The sequence below is a fragment of the uncultured Gimesia sp. genome, assembly GCF_963972345.1.
Classification (GTDB): domain Bacteria; phylum Planctomycetota; class Planctomycetia; order Planctomycetales; family Planctomycetaceae; genus Gimesia.
Window position 1 is genome coordinate 1 of sequence record NZ_CAXAVM010000167.1, and the last position, 15,975, is coordinate 15,975.

At 48.7% G+C, this 15,975-nt stretch carries 10 protein-coding genes; 3 read left to right on the forward strand and 7 right to left on the reverse strand.

From position 1 onward, the window contains the following. From AACZ40_RS21985 to AACZ40_RS21995, 3 genes are all read right to left on the reverse strand, one after another. On the reverse strand, positions 1-287 hold a 287-nt coding region (locus AACZ40_RS21985), incomplete at its 3' end, for a hypothetical protein (RefSeq protein ID WP_339675861.1). Between the two features lie 550 nt (positions 288-837). Further along, positions 838-1,266 (reverse strand): type II toxin-antitoxin system HicB family antitoxin, encoded by a 429-nt coding sequence (locus tag AACZ40_RS21990; RefSeq protein WP_291171861.1) that lies wholly within the window; start codon positions 1,264-1,266, stop codon positions 838-840. Then, entirely contained in the window at positions 1,263-1,517 is a 255-nt protein-coding gene (locus tag AACZ40_RS21995) for a type II toxin-antitoxin system HicA family toxin (RefSeq protein ID WP_291171864.1), read from the reverse strand. The genes AACZ40_RS21990 and AACZ40_RS21995 overlap by 4 nt, the downstream gene beginning before the upstream one ends. Positions 1,518-1,983: 466 nt before the next feature. Here AACZ40_RS21995 and AACZ40_RS22000 point away from each other — a divergent pair, with 466 nt between their 5' ends. The 3 genes from AACZ40_RS22000 (at position 1,984) to AACZ40_RS22010 (ending at position 11,058) form a co-directional block, all read left to right on the forward strand. Continuing rightward, complete coding sequence (locus AACZ40_RS22000; RefSeq protein WP_291171867.1) at positions 1,984-6,708, forward strand: ATP-binding protein; 4,725 nt, start codon at positions 1,984-1,986, stop codon at positions 6,706-6,708. A 60-nt stretch (positions 6,709-6,768) separates the two neighbouring features. Further along, complete coding sequence (locus AACZ40_RS22005) at positions 6,769-7,440, forward strand: transposase (RefSeq protein ID WP_291171869.1); 672 nt, start codon at positions 6,769-6,771, stop codon at positions 7,438-7,440. A 336-nt stretch (positions 7,441-7,776) separates the two neighbouring features. Beyond that, positions 7,777-11,058: a LamG domain-containing protein gene (locus tag AACZ40_RS22010; RefSeq protein WP_291171873.1), complete on the forward strand. Its 3,282-nt coding sequence runs from the start codon at positions 7,777-7,779 to the stop codon at positions 11,056-11,058. Between the two features lie 866 nt (positions 11,059-11,924). Here the strand turns inward: AACZ40_RS22010 and AACZ40_RS22015 are convergent. The 4 genes from AACZ40_RS22015 to AACZ40_RS22030 all read right to left on the reverse strand — a co-directional run bounded on the left by AACZ40_RS22015 (position 11,925) and on the right by AACZ40_RS22030 (position 15,911). Further along, positions 11,925-13,706, reverse strand: coding sequence for an amidohydrolase (locus AACZ40_RS22015; RefSeq protein WP_291171876.1), 1,782 nt, complete (start codon positions 13,704-13,706; stop codon positions 11,925-11,927). 62 nt (positions 13,707-13,768) lie between these two features. Next, complete coding sequence (locus tag AACZ40_RS22020) at positions 13,769-14,329, reverse strand: antibiotic biosynthesis monooxygenase (protein ID WP_291171879.1); 561 nt, start codon at positions 14,327-14,329, stop codon at positions 13,769-13,771. A 92-nt stretch (positions 14,330-14,421) separates the two neighbouring features. After that, entirely contained in the window at positions 14,422-15,090 is a 669-nt protein-coding gene (locus AACZ40_RS22025; protein ID WP_291171882.1) for a hydrolase, read from the reverse strand. Positions 15,091-15,566: 476 nt separating this feature from the next. Then, on the reverse strand, positions 15,567-15,911 hold the full coding sequence (locus AACZ40_RS22030) for a DUF5616 domain-containing protein (RefSeq protein ID WP_291171885.1): 345 nt from the start codon (positions 15,909-15,911) through the stop codon (positions 15,567-15,569). Between the last annotated feature and the right edge of the window lie 64 nt (positions 15,912-15,975).

Below are 15,975 nucleotides of genomic sequence, written 5' to 3' on the forward strand. Positions count from 1 at the left end.
CGATAAGCGCTGTTTTGGGTCGCGCGCGTGCCCAGTTTACAGTGCACTGAAACACGGGCCACCTGTTCTGACTCTTCACTACAAATGAGCCTGTTTTTTCCAGATTTGCACTGCCTGAAACCCCACCCGTTCGAGATGTCACCCTGCGGATCGCCACACATCGCAGCCCATCGTCCCGGCACCGCCCCGACATCGCAGCAGGTCGGTTCCCCGTCAACCCGTATCGCCACATGATATTGTTCATCCCCCTTGACGCCCCCATGACTTTCCACAAAATAATCCACCATGCAACCGAACCACAGACTACAGAAAACAGATTGTTCAACAGATTGAACCCCTCTAACATAACAACAAACATAACTCAACTTCCTCTCACACCGCGGGTGCCATCTGTCGGCTTGCCCGACAGTGCTTTGAGTAACCATCCCCACTCAGAAAAACCGGGTAAGCCCGAATAAAATTCGGGCCGAGCACAGCGAGCAGGAGGTCGCAGCTGCCGCGTTCCTCCCAGAACCAGGCTTTCCCTACTCACTTCGCACGGCCGGACAAGCCGGCCATGGCACCCCGAAACCTCTCTATTTATTGCAATAAGTCCTGCAAAATCAGACGGGCGGGTGGCACCGTTGGCTTGCCCAACGGTGCAGGTGATCACGGCTCCTTTACCCGGTTCACAACGAATTATAAAAGAATCGCCCTCACCCCCGCAGATGAAAATCCCGAACCACTGAAGGATTAAAAAGGGGTCAGGAACCTTAAATATAAGGTTCCTGACCCCTTTTTAATCGCAGGGAATTGGAAAACCTCTCTGTCCGGCTGAAGATTCCATGCAACATGCTCTTAGCCTGCAGATTTTCTCTTCGACTTCCGGGGATTTTTTTCAGGCTTCCGTGAACTTTTGGAACTGGCATTGCGTTGCCTGCTGTCAACTTTGAGCAATCCTTCACGTTGCACAGCTTCTCTTAGCTGTTCCGTTACCCAGGCATTCAGGCTGGTTCCTGATAAAGAGGCGGCCAGAGTGGCTTGACGATGGAGTTCCGGAGGAATTCGCGTGACGAACTGTCCTGAAAACGGTTTCTCAGCAGATTCTCCACGTTCCTTGCAGAAGGAGAGGTAATCATTGATTGAATCCTGAAAGGCTTGCTTCAATTCAGCTACACTCTCACCCTGGAATGTGATGACATCGCGTGTGTTAATTACTTCACCATGGAAAACTGCCGCTTCATCATCAAATTCAACTTTACCAAGATACCCTTTGTAATTCATCATGGCCTGACTCCTGCTTCTGTAATGAAACGCCGCACCGATTTTATCGCCCCTTTATTTTTCTCTTTTTGGGGATGCGGCCGATGAAAGACTGCCCGGACGCCATTCAGAGCAATGCGAACACGCGATCCAGATCCCTCTGAAATCTCTGCGCCTGCTGCCTCCAGCATCGACTCAATATCGCGCCAGGGGATACCTGACTTGACCGGGTCTTCAAAGATGGCTTGCAGTGTGCGTTTATGCTTTGCTTTCATTTCCGACCAATAGTATCACATAATGATACTGACGTCAATATTTGAACAATCAGCGGATGATTGTATTACAGCAATATATAAAATAAAGGCATTGTGATTCACATAGCGATTTGAGATCGTTCCAATTTGAAATTGAATATTTTTCGTGCCGTTCCGTGCCTTTCGTGGGCGCAAAATTACCGGGCTGTTCATTATGCCGGCCCCAATTACACCGGCTATAAACCAAGGTGGTACTAAAGTGACGACCAGATGGAACGATCTCATACAAACAATTACTTTGAGTCATTATCAAACTTAAATGCTGGAAATATGAGGGTAGGGAGCATCTCATCTTGGTATATATTAATACAATATGACGAGCTAAGATCACTATAAATACTTTTTCATTTGTAATGAGAAACAATCATTTTTATGGGATGGCAGACTTCGAATTAAAAAATCAAAACGAATCAAAGATAAAATGATCATGAGCCGACAAGCTATAGATTCATCAGAAGACGCGTTAAGAGAACTGGATGCAGACAGGAGAATGCCCGAGTGGCTAGAACGGGATGCTAATTTGCTCCCGTTTTCCAAATTAAGTGGGGATGAATTTGAAGTATTATGCTTTCTATTACTCAAATCAAAATATCCACATGATCGCCTTTATTACTACGGTAAGACATCAGATATGGGGCGAGATATCATCCATCATCGAACAGACGGCAGTATCAGATTAATTCAATGTAAGAATTTTGATAAAAATGTTAGCCCATCTGATATTGGGGCCGAAATGGCAAAGGTTTATATCAATGTTCATTCAGGGAAAATCCCTGAACAACCAAACGAAGTAGTTTTTTTTGTGTCGAAGGATCTTTCTGCTAATTCTCAGGACTTGATCCAATATCAAATAAAATGGATTGAAGTAGCTCAAGATCATCTACAAAAGTGTTTGAAGAACTCACCGTCTGATGAATTAAAACAATTTGCTCGGGATTGGTGGCCGTTTGGAAATCGTCAAACGGGAATTGCTATTACAGAGGATATCAAAAATCATCATCCAAGATTAATTAAAGATTTTTTCAGTGTTCACAAAATAATAGACGCAACGCGATCAGAAGTTCGTCAAGATACTCATGAAGAAATCTATTCTGCTTTCGATCATTTCTTACCATTATTAAAAGATAAGGAACCAGAGAAGAATTTTCTCTCTACCTCATCACTTTCTAATGAAGAGATACTCTCACAGTTTGTCTTAGCCTCAAAACCCCTTACAAATTGGCCACAAACTTTAGCTGATTCACAATGGATTGAACGTTCAGAAACGAATGAGCTTTTAAGTATAATAGAGTCAGAACCACACTATAATTTGGTTCTGCTTGGCGAGCCTGGCAGTGGCAAATCAGCATTACTTGCGCAGCTGGCTAAATCTCTTGATGAAAATGGTGTTGCCAGTTTGGGTATCAAGGCTGACACCTTGGCAATGAATGTTGATTCTCTAGAAAAACTTGCTGAACGCCTCCAACTTCCCGCGACAGTGGCAGACTGTGTAAAGAGAATAGCTCAAGAACAAAAGGTTGTCGTGTTGATTGACCAGCTTGATGCTCTTGCTGATTTAGTGGATCTCCGTTCGGAACGTCTCAACGTACTTCTAAATCTAATCCATCAATTATCGGAAATCCCTAATGTCTATATTATTTCATCCAGCCGAGGATTTGAATTTAACCACGATACAAGGTTCCAAACAATTCAAGCTGAAAAAATTCAATTGGAATTACCATCTTGGGATTCAGTAAATAAAATACTCAAACAACAGGAAATAGATGGTTCGAACTGGCCAGATAGTTTCAAGAATATTTTATGCACACCACAGAACCTGAAGATCTTCATCGAACACCTTAATGGAACATCAGAACAAAAAGTATTTGCCTCATATCAGGAAATGCTGGAAGAGCTATGGTATCAGAAAGTGACTCGATCTACAGAAGCAGGCCCGAAGAAGGCCTTGCTTGGTGCCGTTGCGGAAGACATGTCAGACAAAGAAATACTTTGGCTTCCAATCGCTCGATTTGATAACCAACGTGCCATACTAGATCACCTGGTTGCTGACGGTATTTTTAAAATTTCGGAAGATGGGTTGAAATTCGGCTTCCAGCATCAAACCCTATTCAGTCATGCTCGGGCTCGGGCTGTTGTGCAAGGAGACATCGATCTCTGTGATTTTGTGATAGCACGACAGCATGCTTTATTCGTTCGTCCTACTTTATGGAGTACTCTTGGATATCTCCGTGAGGCTTCAAGAGAAACTTACACCTTCCAAATGAGAAGGCTTTGTACGGAACCATTGCGACTTCATATTCGACATCTTCTTCTAGACTTTCTTGGAAGGCTTGAGGATCCTGATGAGATCGAAGAAGTATGGCTGGTGCAATGGCTGGAAGATGACGATTTTAAAAGACGCGCTATTTCTTCAATATCAAACAGCCCTGGTTGGTTTTCGAAGCTTAAAGACAGTCAGATTGCATCACTGATGCAAGATCCAATAGGAATAGAATGGCAACTGGTTGGTCTACTTTCTGCAATGATCAATCGAATGCCGGAAGAGACACTTAAGTTAATAAGACAATATTGGCTCCATAACTCTGAAAGAGATCTTTTCACATTCCATATCTTCGATCATTTCAATCATTGGTCAAATGAGTCAGTAGCGATTGTTTGTAAAATTATTGAAAGAACAAAAATCAATGAGTCGTTTGTCACCGATATTGCAAGTAAAGTTTCAGCGCAAATGCCTGAATTGGCTCCACAAATAATAGCAATTGCATTTCGGAAAAAATTGCAGGCAATTCAATTATTAGCTGATCATCAAATAAAGGAATTACCACCAGAAGCTGCGCCTGAAAATCAAGCGTTCACATTTACTAGGTTCGACTGGAGAAGTCAATTCGGAGAATTACTAGAGTCCAGTTCTGGACGCTACGGGATGGATGCGATAGCTGAAGTTGCTCCAGTTGAATTTCTTAATCAAATATGGCCACTATTTTTGGAGGCTCTGGAGCCGACGCTTGATATGCCACATCACATTCTCAATCGGTTTCGAGCTTCCAGCGTTCACCATTATGAGTTTGATCGTGAGCATGCTTCCGAGAAGCCTCTGTTAGAGGCGATTCGAACAGCACTTCGGGAACTGGGGAACAGCAATCCAACTGCATTTGAAAATTTTGTCCGTAGTAATTTAAGTATTGATGCGATGTTAGTTCAGCGATTGATTTGTCGCTCACTTGTTGAATTGGATATTACATTAGTCGATTTATCATATGAGTATCTGACAGGTGACCCGCGAAGGCTTCTGATTGGTGATTTTGATGATTACCACAAGGAGTCACGTAAATTGATTTCTAAGCTTGCTCCGAAGCTAAGCGCTGAGCAGCTTCAACAATTGGAGCAGTCTATCAATAATTGGACAGAGTATCATTCTGAAATCCCGGATCAAACAGCTGAAGACAAACGCGATAGAATGAAGTGGGATCGGGAAAGTCGGCTTCGGTTACTGATGGCAATACCAAAGCACCTACTTTCTAAGAAATCGAAATCGGTCCTGGAAGCTGAAGAAGTAGCATTACCTACTGTAAAGGCTCGCTTAGAGAGGAGTGAATCGCGGATCGAAATGACAGAAGTCATCAGTCCGATGTCAACGGAACAAATGAAGAAAGCCAAGAGCTCACAGATTCTCAAATTATTTGATGAACTCACGGATGATACTGACTGGGATCACTCAAGGCGTGGTCTCAGGGGAGGGACTATTGAAGCCTCTCGCGCGCTTGCTGAACTGGCTAAAGAATATCCTGAACGTGCTGCTGAACTGGCGACACAATTTCGCTGCACTGATCAGCAAATTCCGGTTGCTCACATTGTTGAGGCAATTAGTAAGAGCGATTACCCAACTGAGAGACTTTTCGACTTAATTCACGATCTTGTAAATTTTGGTTTCAATTCTCAGCATTTCCAGGATACCGTTGCCAGTGCTTGTGCGCGAAGAGGAGATCAACTGGATGGATTACCTGATGAAATTTGTGATTTATTAAAATCATGGCTGAAAAACTGGAATTTTCCCATCGAAAATAATTTGGATGAACAGGAATTTGATGAATCAAAAGAAGACGAAGAACGCAGTATTTTATTTGATCAACGAGGATTGATTCAAATCCCTCACGGAACATATGCAATCATGTCTGCAATTGCTTTTGGTTTGATTAGAAAGAAACCACCCTCGACGGAAGACTGGCTTTCTGAACTTAACAAACATCTGGAACGACCAGAAAAACAGAAAACGTGGCAGGTGTTTTGTCGTGAATTACGCATGTTGAAGTATTGCGAATCGACTAAAGCACTAAGGTTCATAGAAAAATTATTCGAAAAAAAAACGAGAGTACGCGATTCAGTTCAAGGGGTTCATCTTCTGGGCTACCTAAGGAATTTTATAGGTGAAGAAGCGTTTGCAACTTTCAGCGATCAGATTGCTGCGAGTAATTGGTCAATGGGAATACAGGCTAAAGGTGAGCTTTTTGGAGCTAGCTACCTAGTGGAAGACAAATTCTTATCAGTTGATAAATTTATTGAATTTACTGTTTCTTTAAATGTGGCAGCTAACAACAGGTTTCTAAAAGGCGTTGCTTATACAGTGGCTGAACTCTGGAAAGAGGGCCGTTTTCAACATAAAGCCACGGAGTTATTTGAGAAACTAGCAAAACGAAAGTGCCAAGAAATTAATCAAGCTCTTAGTGGCGTGTTTTTATCAGATCAATTCATTCCAAATAAGTACTCAAAAAGAATTCTTATTGCTATAGCCAATTATCCAGAAGTAATTCAAAATATAAATCTATATCATTTTGTCGAACAGTTGGAATTGTTTACAGAATCAGAACCGGAATTAGTATTAAAACTAGCGAATATACTTCTGGATCTTTTCGAGTTGAATTCTGATGCCGAAACTCCTCGAAATATTGACCTATCTGATTCTGTATTAACGAATATCGCCATAACTCTACAACGTAGGAGTGATAATCATAGAACTGCAGGCCTTGATTTATTCGAACGTCTTCTACGATTAGGTTTTTCATCAACTATTCAAACTATGAATGAATTAGACAACCGACCAGTCAACGTAGTACAGCGTGCTCGGCGAAGAAGACGAAAAAAGAATAAATCATGATTTGGTCAATAAGGGGTCAGGACTCTTTTTTTCCACACCAGTTTCTGATAGGATACACTTATGCCTAGATCCAAACGAATTTGTCCTGCCGGGGAAGTGTTTCATGTGCTCAACCGGTCTGTTGCGCGGCTGACTCTGTTTGAGAAACCCGACGACTATGCCGCGTTCATGCAGGTTGTGGAAGAGACGTGGCAGAAAAATCCCCTGCCGATTTTTGCCATGTCCGTCATGCCCAACCACTGGCACTTTGTCGTACGCCCCACCACGGATACGCAGTTGACCGAATTCTTCCAGCGCCTCACGGTCACCCACACCATGCGCTGGCATTCCCACTACGAAACCGGCGGCAGCGGCCACCTCTACCAGGGACGCTTCAAATCGTTTCCAGTCCAGACGGACGAACATCTGCTGACGGTCATGCGCTACGTCGAACGCAATCCACTGCGAGCCGATCTGGTCAACAAAGCCGAAGAATGGGAGTACGGCTCTGCCTGGGCCCGGTTGCAGAAACAGCACACGCCGGCCTGGCTCGCCACACCGAAGAAACCTGCCTTACCACGCAACTGGCGGGCCCTCGTGAATAAACCTCAGACCGATGCCGAACTGCAAGCCGTGCGAAAAAGCATCGTGCGAGGCACACCGTTCGGCGGCGATAAATGGATCAGCAACACGGCCGCGCGGCTCTCCCTGGAAAGCACCACCCGCCCCCGCGGCAGACCACGGCTAACATAAAAGTCGTGACCCTTTTAATGCTGTCTGCGTACCCTTTCGTGGTAGCAGAAATACCAGGTTGGTCACCCGCTAGTACCAGAATCGCACGGTGCCCGGTTAGCGATGCCCCCCCCTGTGCTTCACCTGTTTCCGTGATTGTCAGCTCTCAAATAATAATAGGCGCAGCAGGGACGACGCCGTTAAGTTCTCAAAACCGCTTGAAACTGCAATCCTGGCGAGGGGTGTCCCTTCTAAGCCGGTGGGGGAGTTTCTAAGATCAAACATCGCGGTGTTCTTTGAATCGAGTTTTTTCACTCGTTCTCGATATGACAATTAAAATACCTCAGGATTTCCACCATGAATCGGCCCTGTATCATTGTTCTGCTGATGATCGTTTCTGCTGCTCAGCTTTCAGGAAATGATGTCCTCTCAGCTGAGGCCATCACCCAAAACTGGCAGGCTGAGTACTCTGGCAGCGATTCGAACGGGCCGACGGTCATTGGTCACTGGCAGTTCGACAAGGGAGCCGAAACGGCTGACTCCGGTCGACTTGGCCTTTCCGGAAGACTGGATGGCGCAGTGCCGGCGACCGCGGGAAAATTTGGGGGAGGCATCGAGTCATTCCCAGGCTTCCCCATTGATGACAAACATCATGCTTTTATGGTGGCAGACCATCCGGAGCTGAGTCCAACAGGGGCCTTCACCGTAGAAATGTGGATTAAACCCAAGCCGCAGCTCCGCGAGGCGAGCCTGGCTTATCTGATCGATAAGAAATATGCCTCAAAGAATGACTACCAGTGGTTATTGAGTCCACCAGATCCTGCCGGTCGGCGGCGGATGAATGTCGTACTGGGATTTGGCGAAGACACAGAAACCTTTATCACCGATTTTCTCACCTTTGAACAGGACGTCTGGCAGCACCTGGCATTCAGCTATGACGGGGCGGGAACGGTTCGCTTTTATCAAAATGGGTCCTCCGTGGGCAATGTCACCCGACCGGGCCGACTTGGTATCGCAGCCGGTAATCTTCCCTTGAGTATCGGAGATCGGATCGGCAGTAACTACGGCGGTTTTCCCGGTTACCTGGATGAGGTGCGCATCAGTTCCGGCGCACTCGAATTCAGTCCCCTGACCATTTCGCTGACCGTGGACCGGAGAGTCTGGCGGCGGTATGAACCGTCATCCGAAATCAAAGTCACCGTTCGCAACCAGCAGCAAAAGCCGTTGAGCGGCGCGAAACTGCGTCTGCTCGGCCCGGGCTGGATTGACCGCGAGATTGACCTGCCGACACTACCCGCTGAGGAAGAATATACAGAACAGGTTTCCTTTGATACCACGCTGCGGCCCGATGATTATGTGCTCCAGGGACAGGTCCGCGTGGAAGGCGACTACCCAATGTCACGCGAAGAGAGCCTGTTACTCAAACTGGTGCCGCGTCGGGTGCCGGGACGCATGCCTGTATTGATGTGGGGGATTGGCAGTCCTGATGAGTTCGAAAAAGAACTGCCACGCCTGCAGGAGCTGGGTTTCAATCATTGCCTGGGATTTTCGCCCTCACCCTCAAAAGTGTGGGAGGCGGGCAAACCGGTGCCGACAGAGGGACCAGTGACGATCAACTCCGTCAAAGACATGCTCGATTCCGCCCTGGCGAATGATTTTGATATCGCCGCATCTCTCTATGCAGGTCACTTTTTAAAAGATCGTAAAGACTTGAGCCGGGTCGATCGGAACGGTCAGCCTTATCAAAGGCACGATTGCAACGCCGCCTTGCCGGGACTGCAGGAATTTTCAGAAAATTACGGACGCAGTGTGGGAGAAATGTACGGCGATCATCCCGCTTTTGTCGCAGCACTCATCAACAGTGAAGTCCGCGATAGTACACACGTCAGTTTTTCCCGGTACGATCAGGAACAGTATCGCAAATTTGCCGGGGAGGAGATCCCGGCAGAGGTGACTGACAAAATCGGGCCGCGCTGGAATACGATTCCCGATTTCCCCAAAGACCGGGTGCTGCCCGATGATGATCGGCTGCTGAAGTTTTATCGCTGGTTCTGGACCGTCGGTGATGGCTGGAATCCGTTACACACCGCTTTGCACCGGGGGTTGAAGGCAGACGGACGAGATCGCATCTGGACATTTTATGATCCCGCCATTCGCGCCCCCAGCATCGGCGGCTCAGGCGGTGAGGTGGATGTGATCAGCCAGTGGACCTATACCGAACCTTCGGCATTACGCGTGGGCTATTTTTGTGATGAAGTCTTCGCGATGGCAGCCGCCTCAGGTAAACCACAGGATGTCATGAAAATGACACAGCTGTTCTGGTATCGCTCTTCCAGCGCCCCGAAGAAGACAGGTCAGGAATTTATCGCCTCCCCGTTTGACGACCATGATCCCGATGCCGCGTATATTTCTATCGCGCCCACACATTTACGCAGCGCGTTCTGGAACAAAATTGCACGCCCCGTAACAGGCCTGATGTATCATGGCTGGTCATCCCTGGTGCCCACCGATGGCACCCATGCCTACAAATACACGCAACCCGATTTACAGACGGAATTCAAACGCCTGCATCGGGATATCCTGAAACCGCTGGGGCCGACGCTGTTAAAGGTTCCCGACCGACAGGCTGATGTCGCTTACCTCGACAGCTTCACATCGCAAATATTCGCAGGACGCGGGAGTTACGGGTATTACCACGATGAAGCGTACCTGACGCTCATACATGCGCAGCTGCAGCCTGAAGTGATTTTTGAACAGACGCTACTCAAAAAAGGGCTGGATCAGTACAAGCTGCTGGTGCTGGCTGACTGCGATGTGTTGACCCGCTCCGTGGTGGATCAGGTGCTCGCCTTTCAGCAGCGGGGAGGCATCGTCATTGGCGATCCCAACCTGACGCCGGCGATCAAAGCGGACATCGTGCTGCCAAAATTCGTGCGTTCCAAACGGACACAGGAAGATCAGAAAACGATCCTGCAGCATGCAGCGCAGTTAAAATCCGCGTTAGCAGGTCGATATGAATGGTACGCTCAGTGTACGACTCCCGAGATCGTGACCAGAACCCGCGCGGCTGGAAAAAGTGATTACGTGTTCGTCGTCAATGATCGCAGGGAATTTGGAACGTATGTGGGGCAGCATGGCCTCGTGATGGAAGATGGCCTGCCCGCGGAAGGCACTCTCACTGTTTCACGCGACAGTGGCCACGTTTATGATTTACAGGCAACCCGTGAAATCTCAGCTCAGAAGACAGACAACAAGTTAAGCTGGCCCGTGCAGTTGGGCCCCTGCGAAGGGCGACTGTTCCTGGTAACCCCCACTCCGATCTCTTCAGTTCAAATCACCGGAAAAGAAAGCACACCAGCCGGAAAACCAATCGAGTTACTGGTGTCGATCCTTGATCCCATGTCAAAGACGGTCCCCGCCGTGATTCCACTGGAAGTAAAGATCACCGACCCCGCCGGCAGGGTCGCCGAATTCAGCGGGTATTACGGAGCGGAACAGGGACAACTGCCACTCAAGCTCGACATTGCCAGCAACGACCGGCCGGGAATGTGGAAAGTTCACATCCGGGAACTGGCTTCGGGACAGACGGGCGTGGCGTATTTTCGTGTGCTCGATGCAGCAGCAGAGAATGAAAAATAACGACGCTGGCAACATCACAGGTGTCCGGAGCCAGCCTACCGAATTAATTCATTTTCGCGTCATTTCGTACCATTCGTGGTCACAAAAATACCAAGCTGGTCCTGCAACCGACAGCATTGGTGCCAGGCAGGTCTCCACTAATGGGTATTTTGGTTTTATTTGAGATTAGGGTGGTCTTATAGTGATTGCCGTGCGTTAAACCTAAGTCAGCAATTCTGAAAACGACTGATCGGAGCGTTTAATGAAGACGATACCTCACTGCCCTGACTGTGAAAAACAGATGGAAAAAGGGTTTATTCTAGATTCTACACTCCTGTGTGCGCTCCAAGCGACGTGGCATCCGGACGATCCAGAAACCGCTGGAGGCTCGTTTTTCGGGTTTAAGACGAAAAACAGAACGAAGACTGTCAGAATTGAAGAATCCAGAACAAGAAAGATCATTTCCTATCGCTGCCCCGAATGTGGCCTGTTGCGGTCTTTTGCGGAGTGACTGGTTTCCAGGACTTTTATATTGAACATCAAAGCTAAACATCAAAGGTGCCAGGAACCGAGAAATAAATCCCCCCATCCAATGCAGAAACTTCCCTATCGTACTGATTCTACCTGTCTCTCAGACAATGATCTGCCCGAAAAAAGTGTCCGGAACCGTTGATCCGCATATTGAGTCTCGCACGCCGCCTCCTGGCACTGACTGAGGGAAAAACTTCTCCCGATTGTCCCGTATTACCAGTAAGCTCTAAGTCCTCGTTCATGCCTCCGACCTTCCACCAACGCCATCCCCGACAGATCCACAACCCAGACGTCGAGCACCCGCGTCTTGATGGCCGTGCGTCTCATTAAAGGTGCAGCGCACGCTTCGAAATCGATCAATTTCCACAGCCACAACTGGTTGTCCACACACGACCGTCAGGGGCCATAATGGGGGTGTGCTCGTGCATGGGGGGCGCTGGCTGGCTGTTATTATATCCCCCATAAAATGCCACGGGTGACCAGTCAGGACTGACCGGGGGAAGTTCCGGCGACAAAGGCGCATAGTTATTTTTACCATAAACAATTTTGCCTCCCAGCATCGTCAGTACACTTTCAATCTGGCGGATCGCATCTGCTTCTACAGAAAAATAATCGTCAGACAGAACTGCCAGGTCTGCGAATTGACCCACTGATAACGTTCCTTTACGGTCGTCTTCATTACTGAACCAGGCACTCCCCTGCGTATATAAACGCAGCGCTTCTGAACGGGACAGGCAGTCTTCCTGCTCATGCAGCACTGTTCCCCCGACCGTTTTCCCCGTGACCATCCACCACAGACAGGTCCATGGGTGATAGCTGGCAACCCGCGTGCCGTCCGTCCCGGCTCCCACGGGAATCCCCATCTTCAGCATCTGGCGGACAGGAGGATGCCGTTTGACTTCTTCCACACCGTAGCGTCGAATGAAGTATTCCCCCTGGTAAGCCATGCGATGTTGAATAGCAATGCCGCCGCCCAGTTTCTGAATTCGTTCCAGATTGCGATCGGAAACTGTCTCGGCGTGATCGATGAACCACCGCAGATCATCAATCGGATGCGCGCGATGCACACGTTCAAAGACATTCAGAAATCGATCGATGGTTTCATCGTAGGTCGCATGAATTCGCCATGGCCACCTCGCTTCAGCAAGTTTCATCACAATCGCTTCAAGCTCTGATTCCATCACCGGTTTCAAATCGGGTCGTGGCTGCAGAAAATTTTCAAAGTCGGCCGCGCTCCAGGCTAAATTCTCGCCGGCTCCATTCACGCGCAGCAGATCCGAACCGGCACCCGGCTTTGTCATATCGAGCCAGCGCGTATAGTCATTCAGTTCTTCACCCGAATTCTGGGCAAACAGGCTGTAGGCAATGCGGAGCGTCAAATGGCCGGCTTGTTCCAGTTGATTGACGACAGCATAATCATCGGGATAATTCTGCCCCCCACCACCGGCGTCCGCAACACTGGTGACGCCAAACCGATTCAACTCGCGCATAAAATGACGTGAGGAATTGAGCTGATCCTCCATCGACAGCTTGGGAGCATTGGCGATTGTGGAATACAGAATCAAGGCATTCGGCTCAGCAATCAGCAATCCGGTCGGGTTACCCCGCTGATCTTTCACCACGACGCCCCCTGGTGGGTTCGGCGTATTTTTATCCATGCCCAATGCATGGATGGCCGCCTTATTCAACATCGCAGAGTCATACAGATGCAACAGGAACACCGGTGTATCGGGAGCCGCTGCGTTCAACTCTTTAAACGTGGGCATGCGACCTTCGGCAAACTGAAATTCGTTCCAGCCTCCAATCACGCGCACCCACTGGGGAGGAGGGGTTCGGGCAGCCTGATCTTTCAGTTGACTCATCGCCTCTGCAATCGTGGGTACGCCATCCCAGCGCAATTCGAGATTCGAAAACAGGCCAGCCCGAATCACGTGCAAATGCGAATCATTCAATCCGGGAATGACACGCCGATGCTCCAGATCAATCTGCCGGGTGGATGGCTCCGCCAGCGCCCGGATCTCGTCACTGGTTCCGATCGCTGCCACCCGACCCTCCGAAACTGCGATAGCGGCCACTTCGGGGTGAGAGGGATCCTGTGTAGTAATGCGACCATTATAAAGAATCGTATCAATAGACATAGCTGGTCCTCTTTCGTATAAAAAGAAACGGCCCGATCATGGTACAGGCGCGTTTTCCGGAATCACCTGGAAATAGAAATCCGCTCCGCGTGCCCGGTCTGCAGCCAGGGATGAAATATTCTTGTAATGCAAGGCATCACAAGCCACGTAAGCGTAACAACAACACAGACATTCACTGCCACGGAGAATACCAGCCAGTGCTGCCCCTCCAACACAGGCAGCAGCACCGTAGACCAGAATAAAACCGCTGGAAAGACACCCAGAAAAGTCAGGCATGCCATCTTCCAGCGGGGCGGCATCGCACCCCGGCCCGACCGGAAGAACGCCTCCAGTCCGGTAAGCCTGCGATGCACGGGCTCACCTTCAACCAGCGGCTCTGCATCATCCAGCCAGCGGTGAAACAGTTCCGAGGCATAAAATTTTTCAGCCGCTTCTTCACTCTCAAACGTACGCAGCACTCCATATTCACGACTGCCCGTCTGGGGAGCCGGCCGGAGTATATGTACTCCCAGAACCCCTTCCGAGGACATCGACTCGCGAATGAAGGAGAGCAGCTTCGTATCAAACTGCTCCTCCATCCCCGAACGCACATAACGTGTGACTGCAACATGCACGACTGACATCTCACATCTCCACTGAATTCAACAGGCTTGTGCTGGACGTTTACAGCAGTGTCTCCAGCGACTTCTGGACCGAGTGCCAACAGGCGACGCAATCAGGTAACCTTGCGGGCCGCTGGTGCTTTATGAACCATGGTGTAACAGTACTCAATTCCAATCCCGTAAGCTCCGCCATGCTCACGAAACAGATCCATTAACGCGTTGTAATGCTCCCGGTTGGCCCAGTCACGCTGAAATTCAAGCACCGTGGCAATCGTCGTCATGCGGACGGCACCGGCCTGTACCATGCGTGACAAGGCCGCATCGTGAGCAGCCTGCGAAGTGCCACCACAGGCATCTTCCACAACATAGATGTTGTAACCTTCGTCAATCATGTTCAATGTCGGCCAGGTGATGCAGACCTCTGTCCACAGACCCGAGAGAATTATATTTTTTTTGCCCGTCGCCTTGATGGCTTCACGAAAAGCTTCCGTGTCCCAGGAATTCATTCCGGTACGTTCAATTGGAGACTGGTCAGGAAAAATATCCAGCAACTGAGGCCACATCGCCCCGCTGAATGATTCGGTTTCGACCGTTGTCAAAATAACAGGGACATCAAACTCTTTGGCCCCTTTGGCAAGCATCAAAACATTATTCATCAGCAGCTGGCGATCAATCTGATTCGATACACCAAACGCCATCTGTGGCTGATGATCAATAAATACAAGGGCACAGTTCTCTGCCGTCAGCAGTCCGCCATCAGTATCGGGAAGAATATTAGTCATGGGATTCTTTTCTATTAAACAAAGTGATGAATAGAGACATTTTCAGTTTCATTTGCTGAAAACTTCACTCAACGAGCGGCTGGATCAGTCTATTTATACGCACGTGATTTCGACGCCGTCCAGTAAAATCCAGACGACCCTCTCCTCTCAATTCCCACACCTCCCTTCATCTTAAATATTGGTTTACATGTAAACTATATGTCAAAATAAAAAGATCTTTTCAGATCTTAAGTCAGATCATGTCTGCTCTGATCGACTCTTTGTCACTGAGGCTTACCAGCCTGGCTGTCAGATTGAGAACCTGCAATACGCTGGCTTAGTTCTGCCTCACACGCTATTTGTTTATATGTAAACTATTATCGCGTCAACTATAATTCTGGGAATTTTTCCACTTTGTTTGAACAGGCTTCACGTACCACCGGGGCGCATTTCAGATCGCTTCGCACAAGACCGCTCCCTCAACAAAACTGATCCCATTACAGATCAGGGCGTTCCTGCATGACAGTCAAAACCTCTCCCCCCGACAGATCCACAATCCAGGCATCGGGCACCCGCGTCTCGATGGCCGTGCGTGCCAGGGTGAACCAGCGTTCGGCCTGGTTGAGAATCTGGCTGTCAGCGGAAGCCACGATCTGGTCGGCTCGACTCAGCACGGGATCGGGCACCAGTTCGATCTCCCAGTTCCAGCCGCGCTCCTCGCTGATCTCTCTCAGCATCGTCTTCAAACGTCCGCTGTTGGAGACCGGCTGATCCAGCAGCCAGCGACAGGTGGAAACGTTCCACTCCGCCATCAGCTCGCCCAGAATCTGAATCGCGGGGATCGTTTCTACGTAACCGTCTCACGAAATACACGGTCAGTCAATGGGCATCGCGAGATGCTTTTCT

Bases quoted from the DNA above. Each gene is read 5' to 3' on its own strand.
- AACZ40_RS21990 (WP_291171861.1), bottom strand. From the start codon at position 1,266: ATGATGAATTACAAAGGGTATCTTGGTAAAGTTGAATTTGATGATGAA.
- AACZ40_RS21995 (WP_291171864.1), bottom strand. From the start codon at position 1,517: ATGAAAGCAAAGCATAAACGCACACTGCAAGCCATCTTTGAAGACCCG.
- AACZ40_RS22000 (WP_291171867.1), top strand. From the start codon at position 1,984: ATGAGCCGACAAGCTATAGATTCATCAGAAGACGCGTTAAGAGAACTG.
- AACZ40_RS22005 (WP_291171869.1), top strand. From the start codon at position 6,769: ATGCCTAGATCCAAACGAATTTGTCCTGCCGGGGAAGTGTTTCATGTG.
- AACZ40_RS22010 (WP_291171873.1), top strand. From the start codon at position 7,777: ATGAATCGGCCCTGTATCATTGTTCTGCTGATGATCGTTTCTGCTGCT.
- AACZ40_RS22015 (WP_291171876.1), bottom strand. From the start codon at position 13,706: ATGTCTATTGATACGATTCTTTATAATGGTCGCATTACTACACAGGAT.
- AACZ40_RS22020 (WP_291171879.1), bottom strand. From the start codon at position 14,329: ATGTCAGTCGTGCATGTTGCAGTCACACGTTATGTGCGTTCGGGGATG.
- AACZ40_RS22025 (WP_291171882.1), bottom strand. From the start codon at position 15,090: ATGACTAATATTCTTCCCGATACTGATGGCGGACTGCTGACGGCAGAG.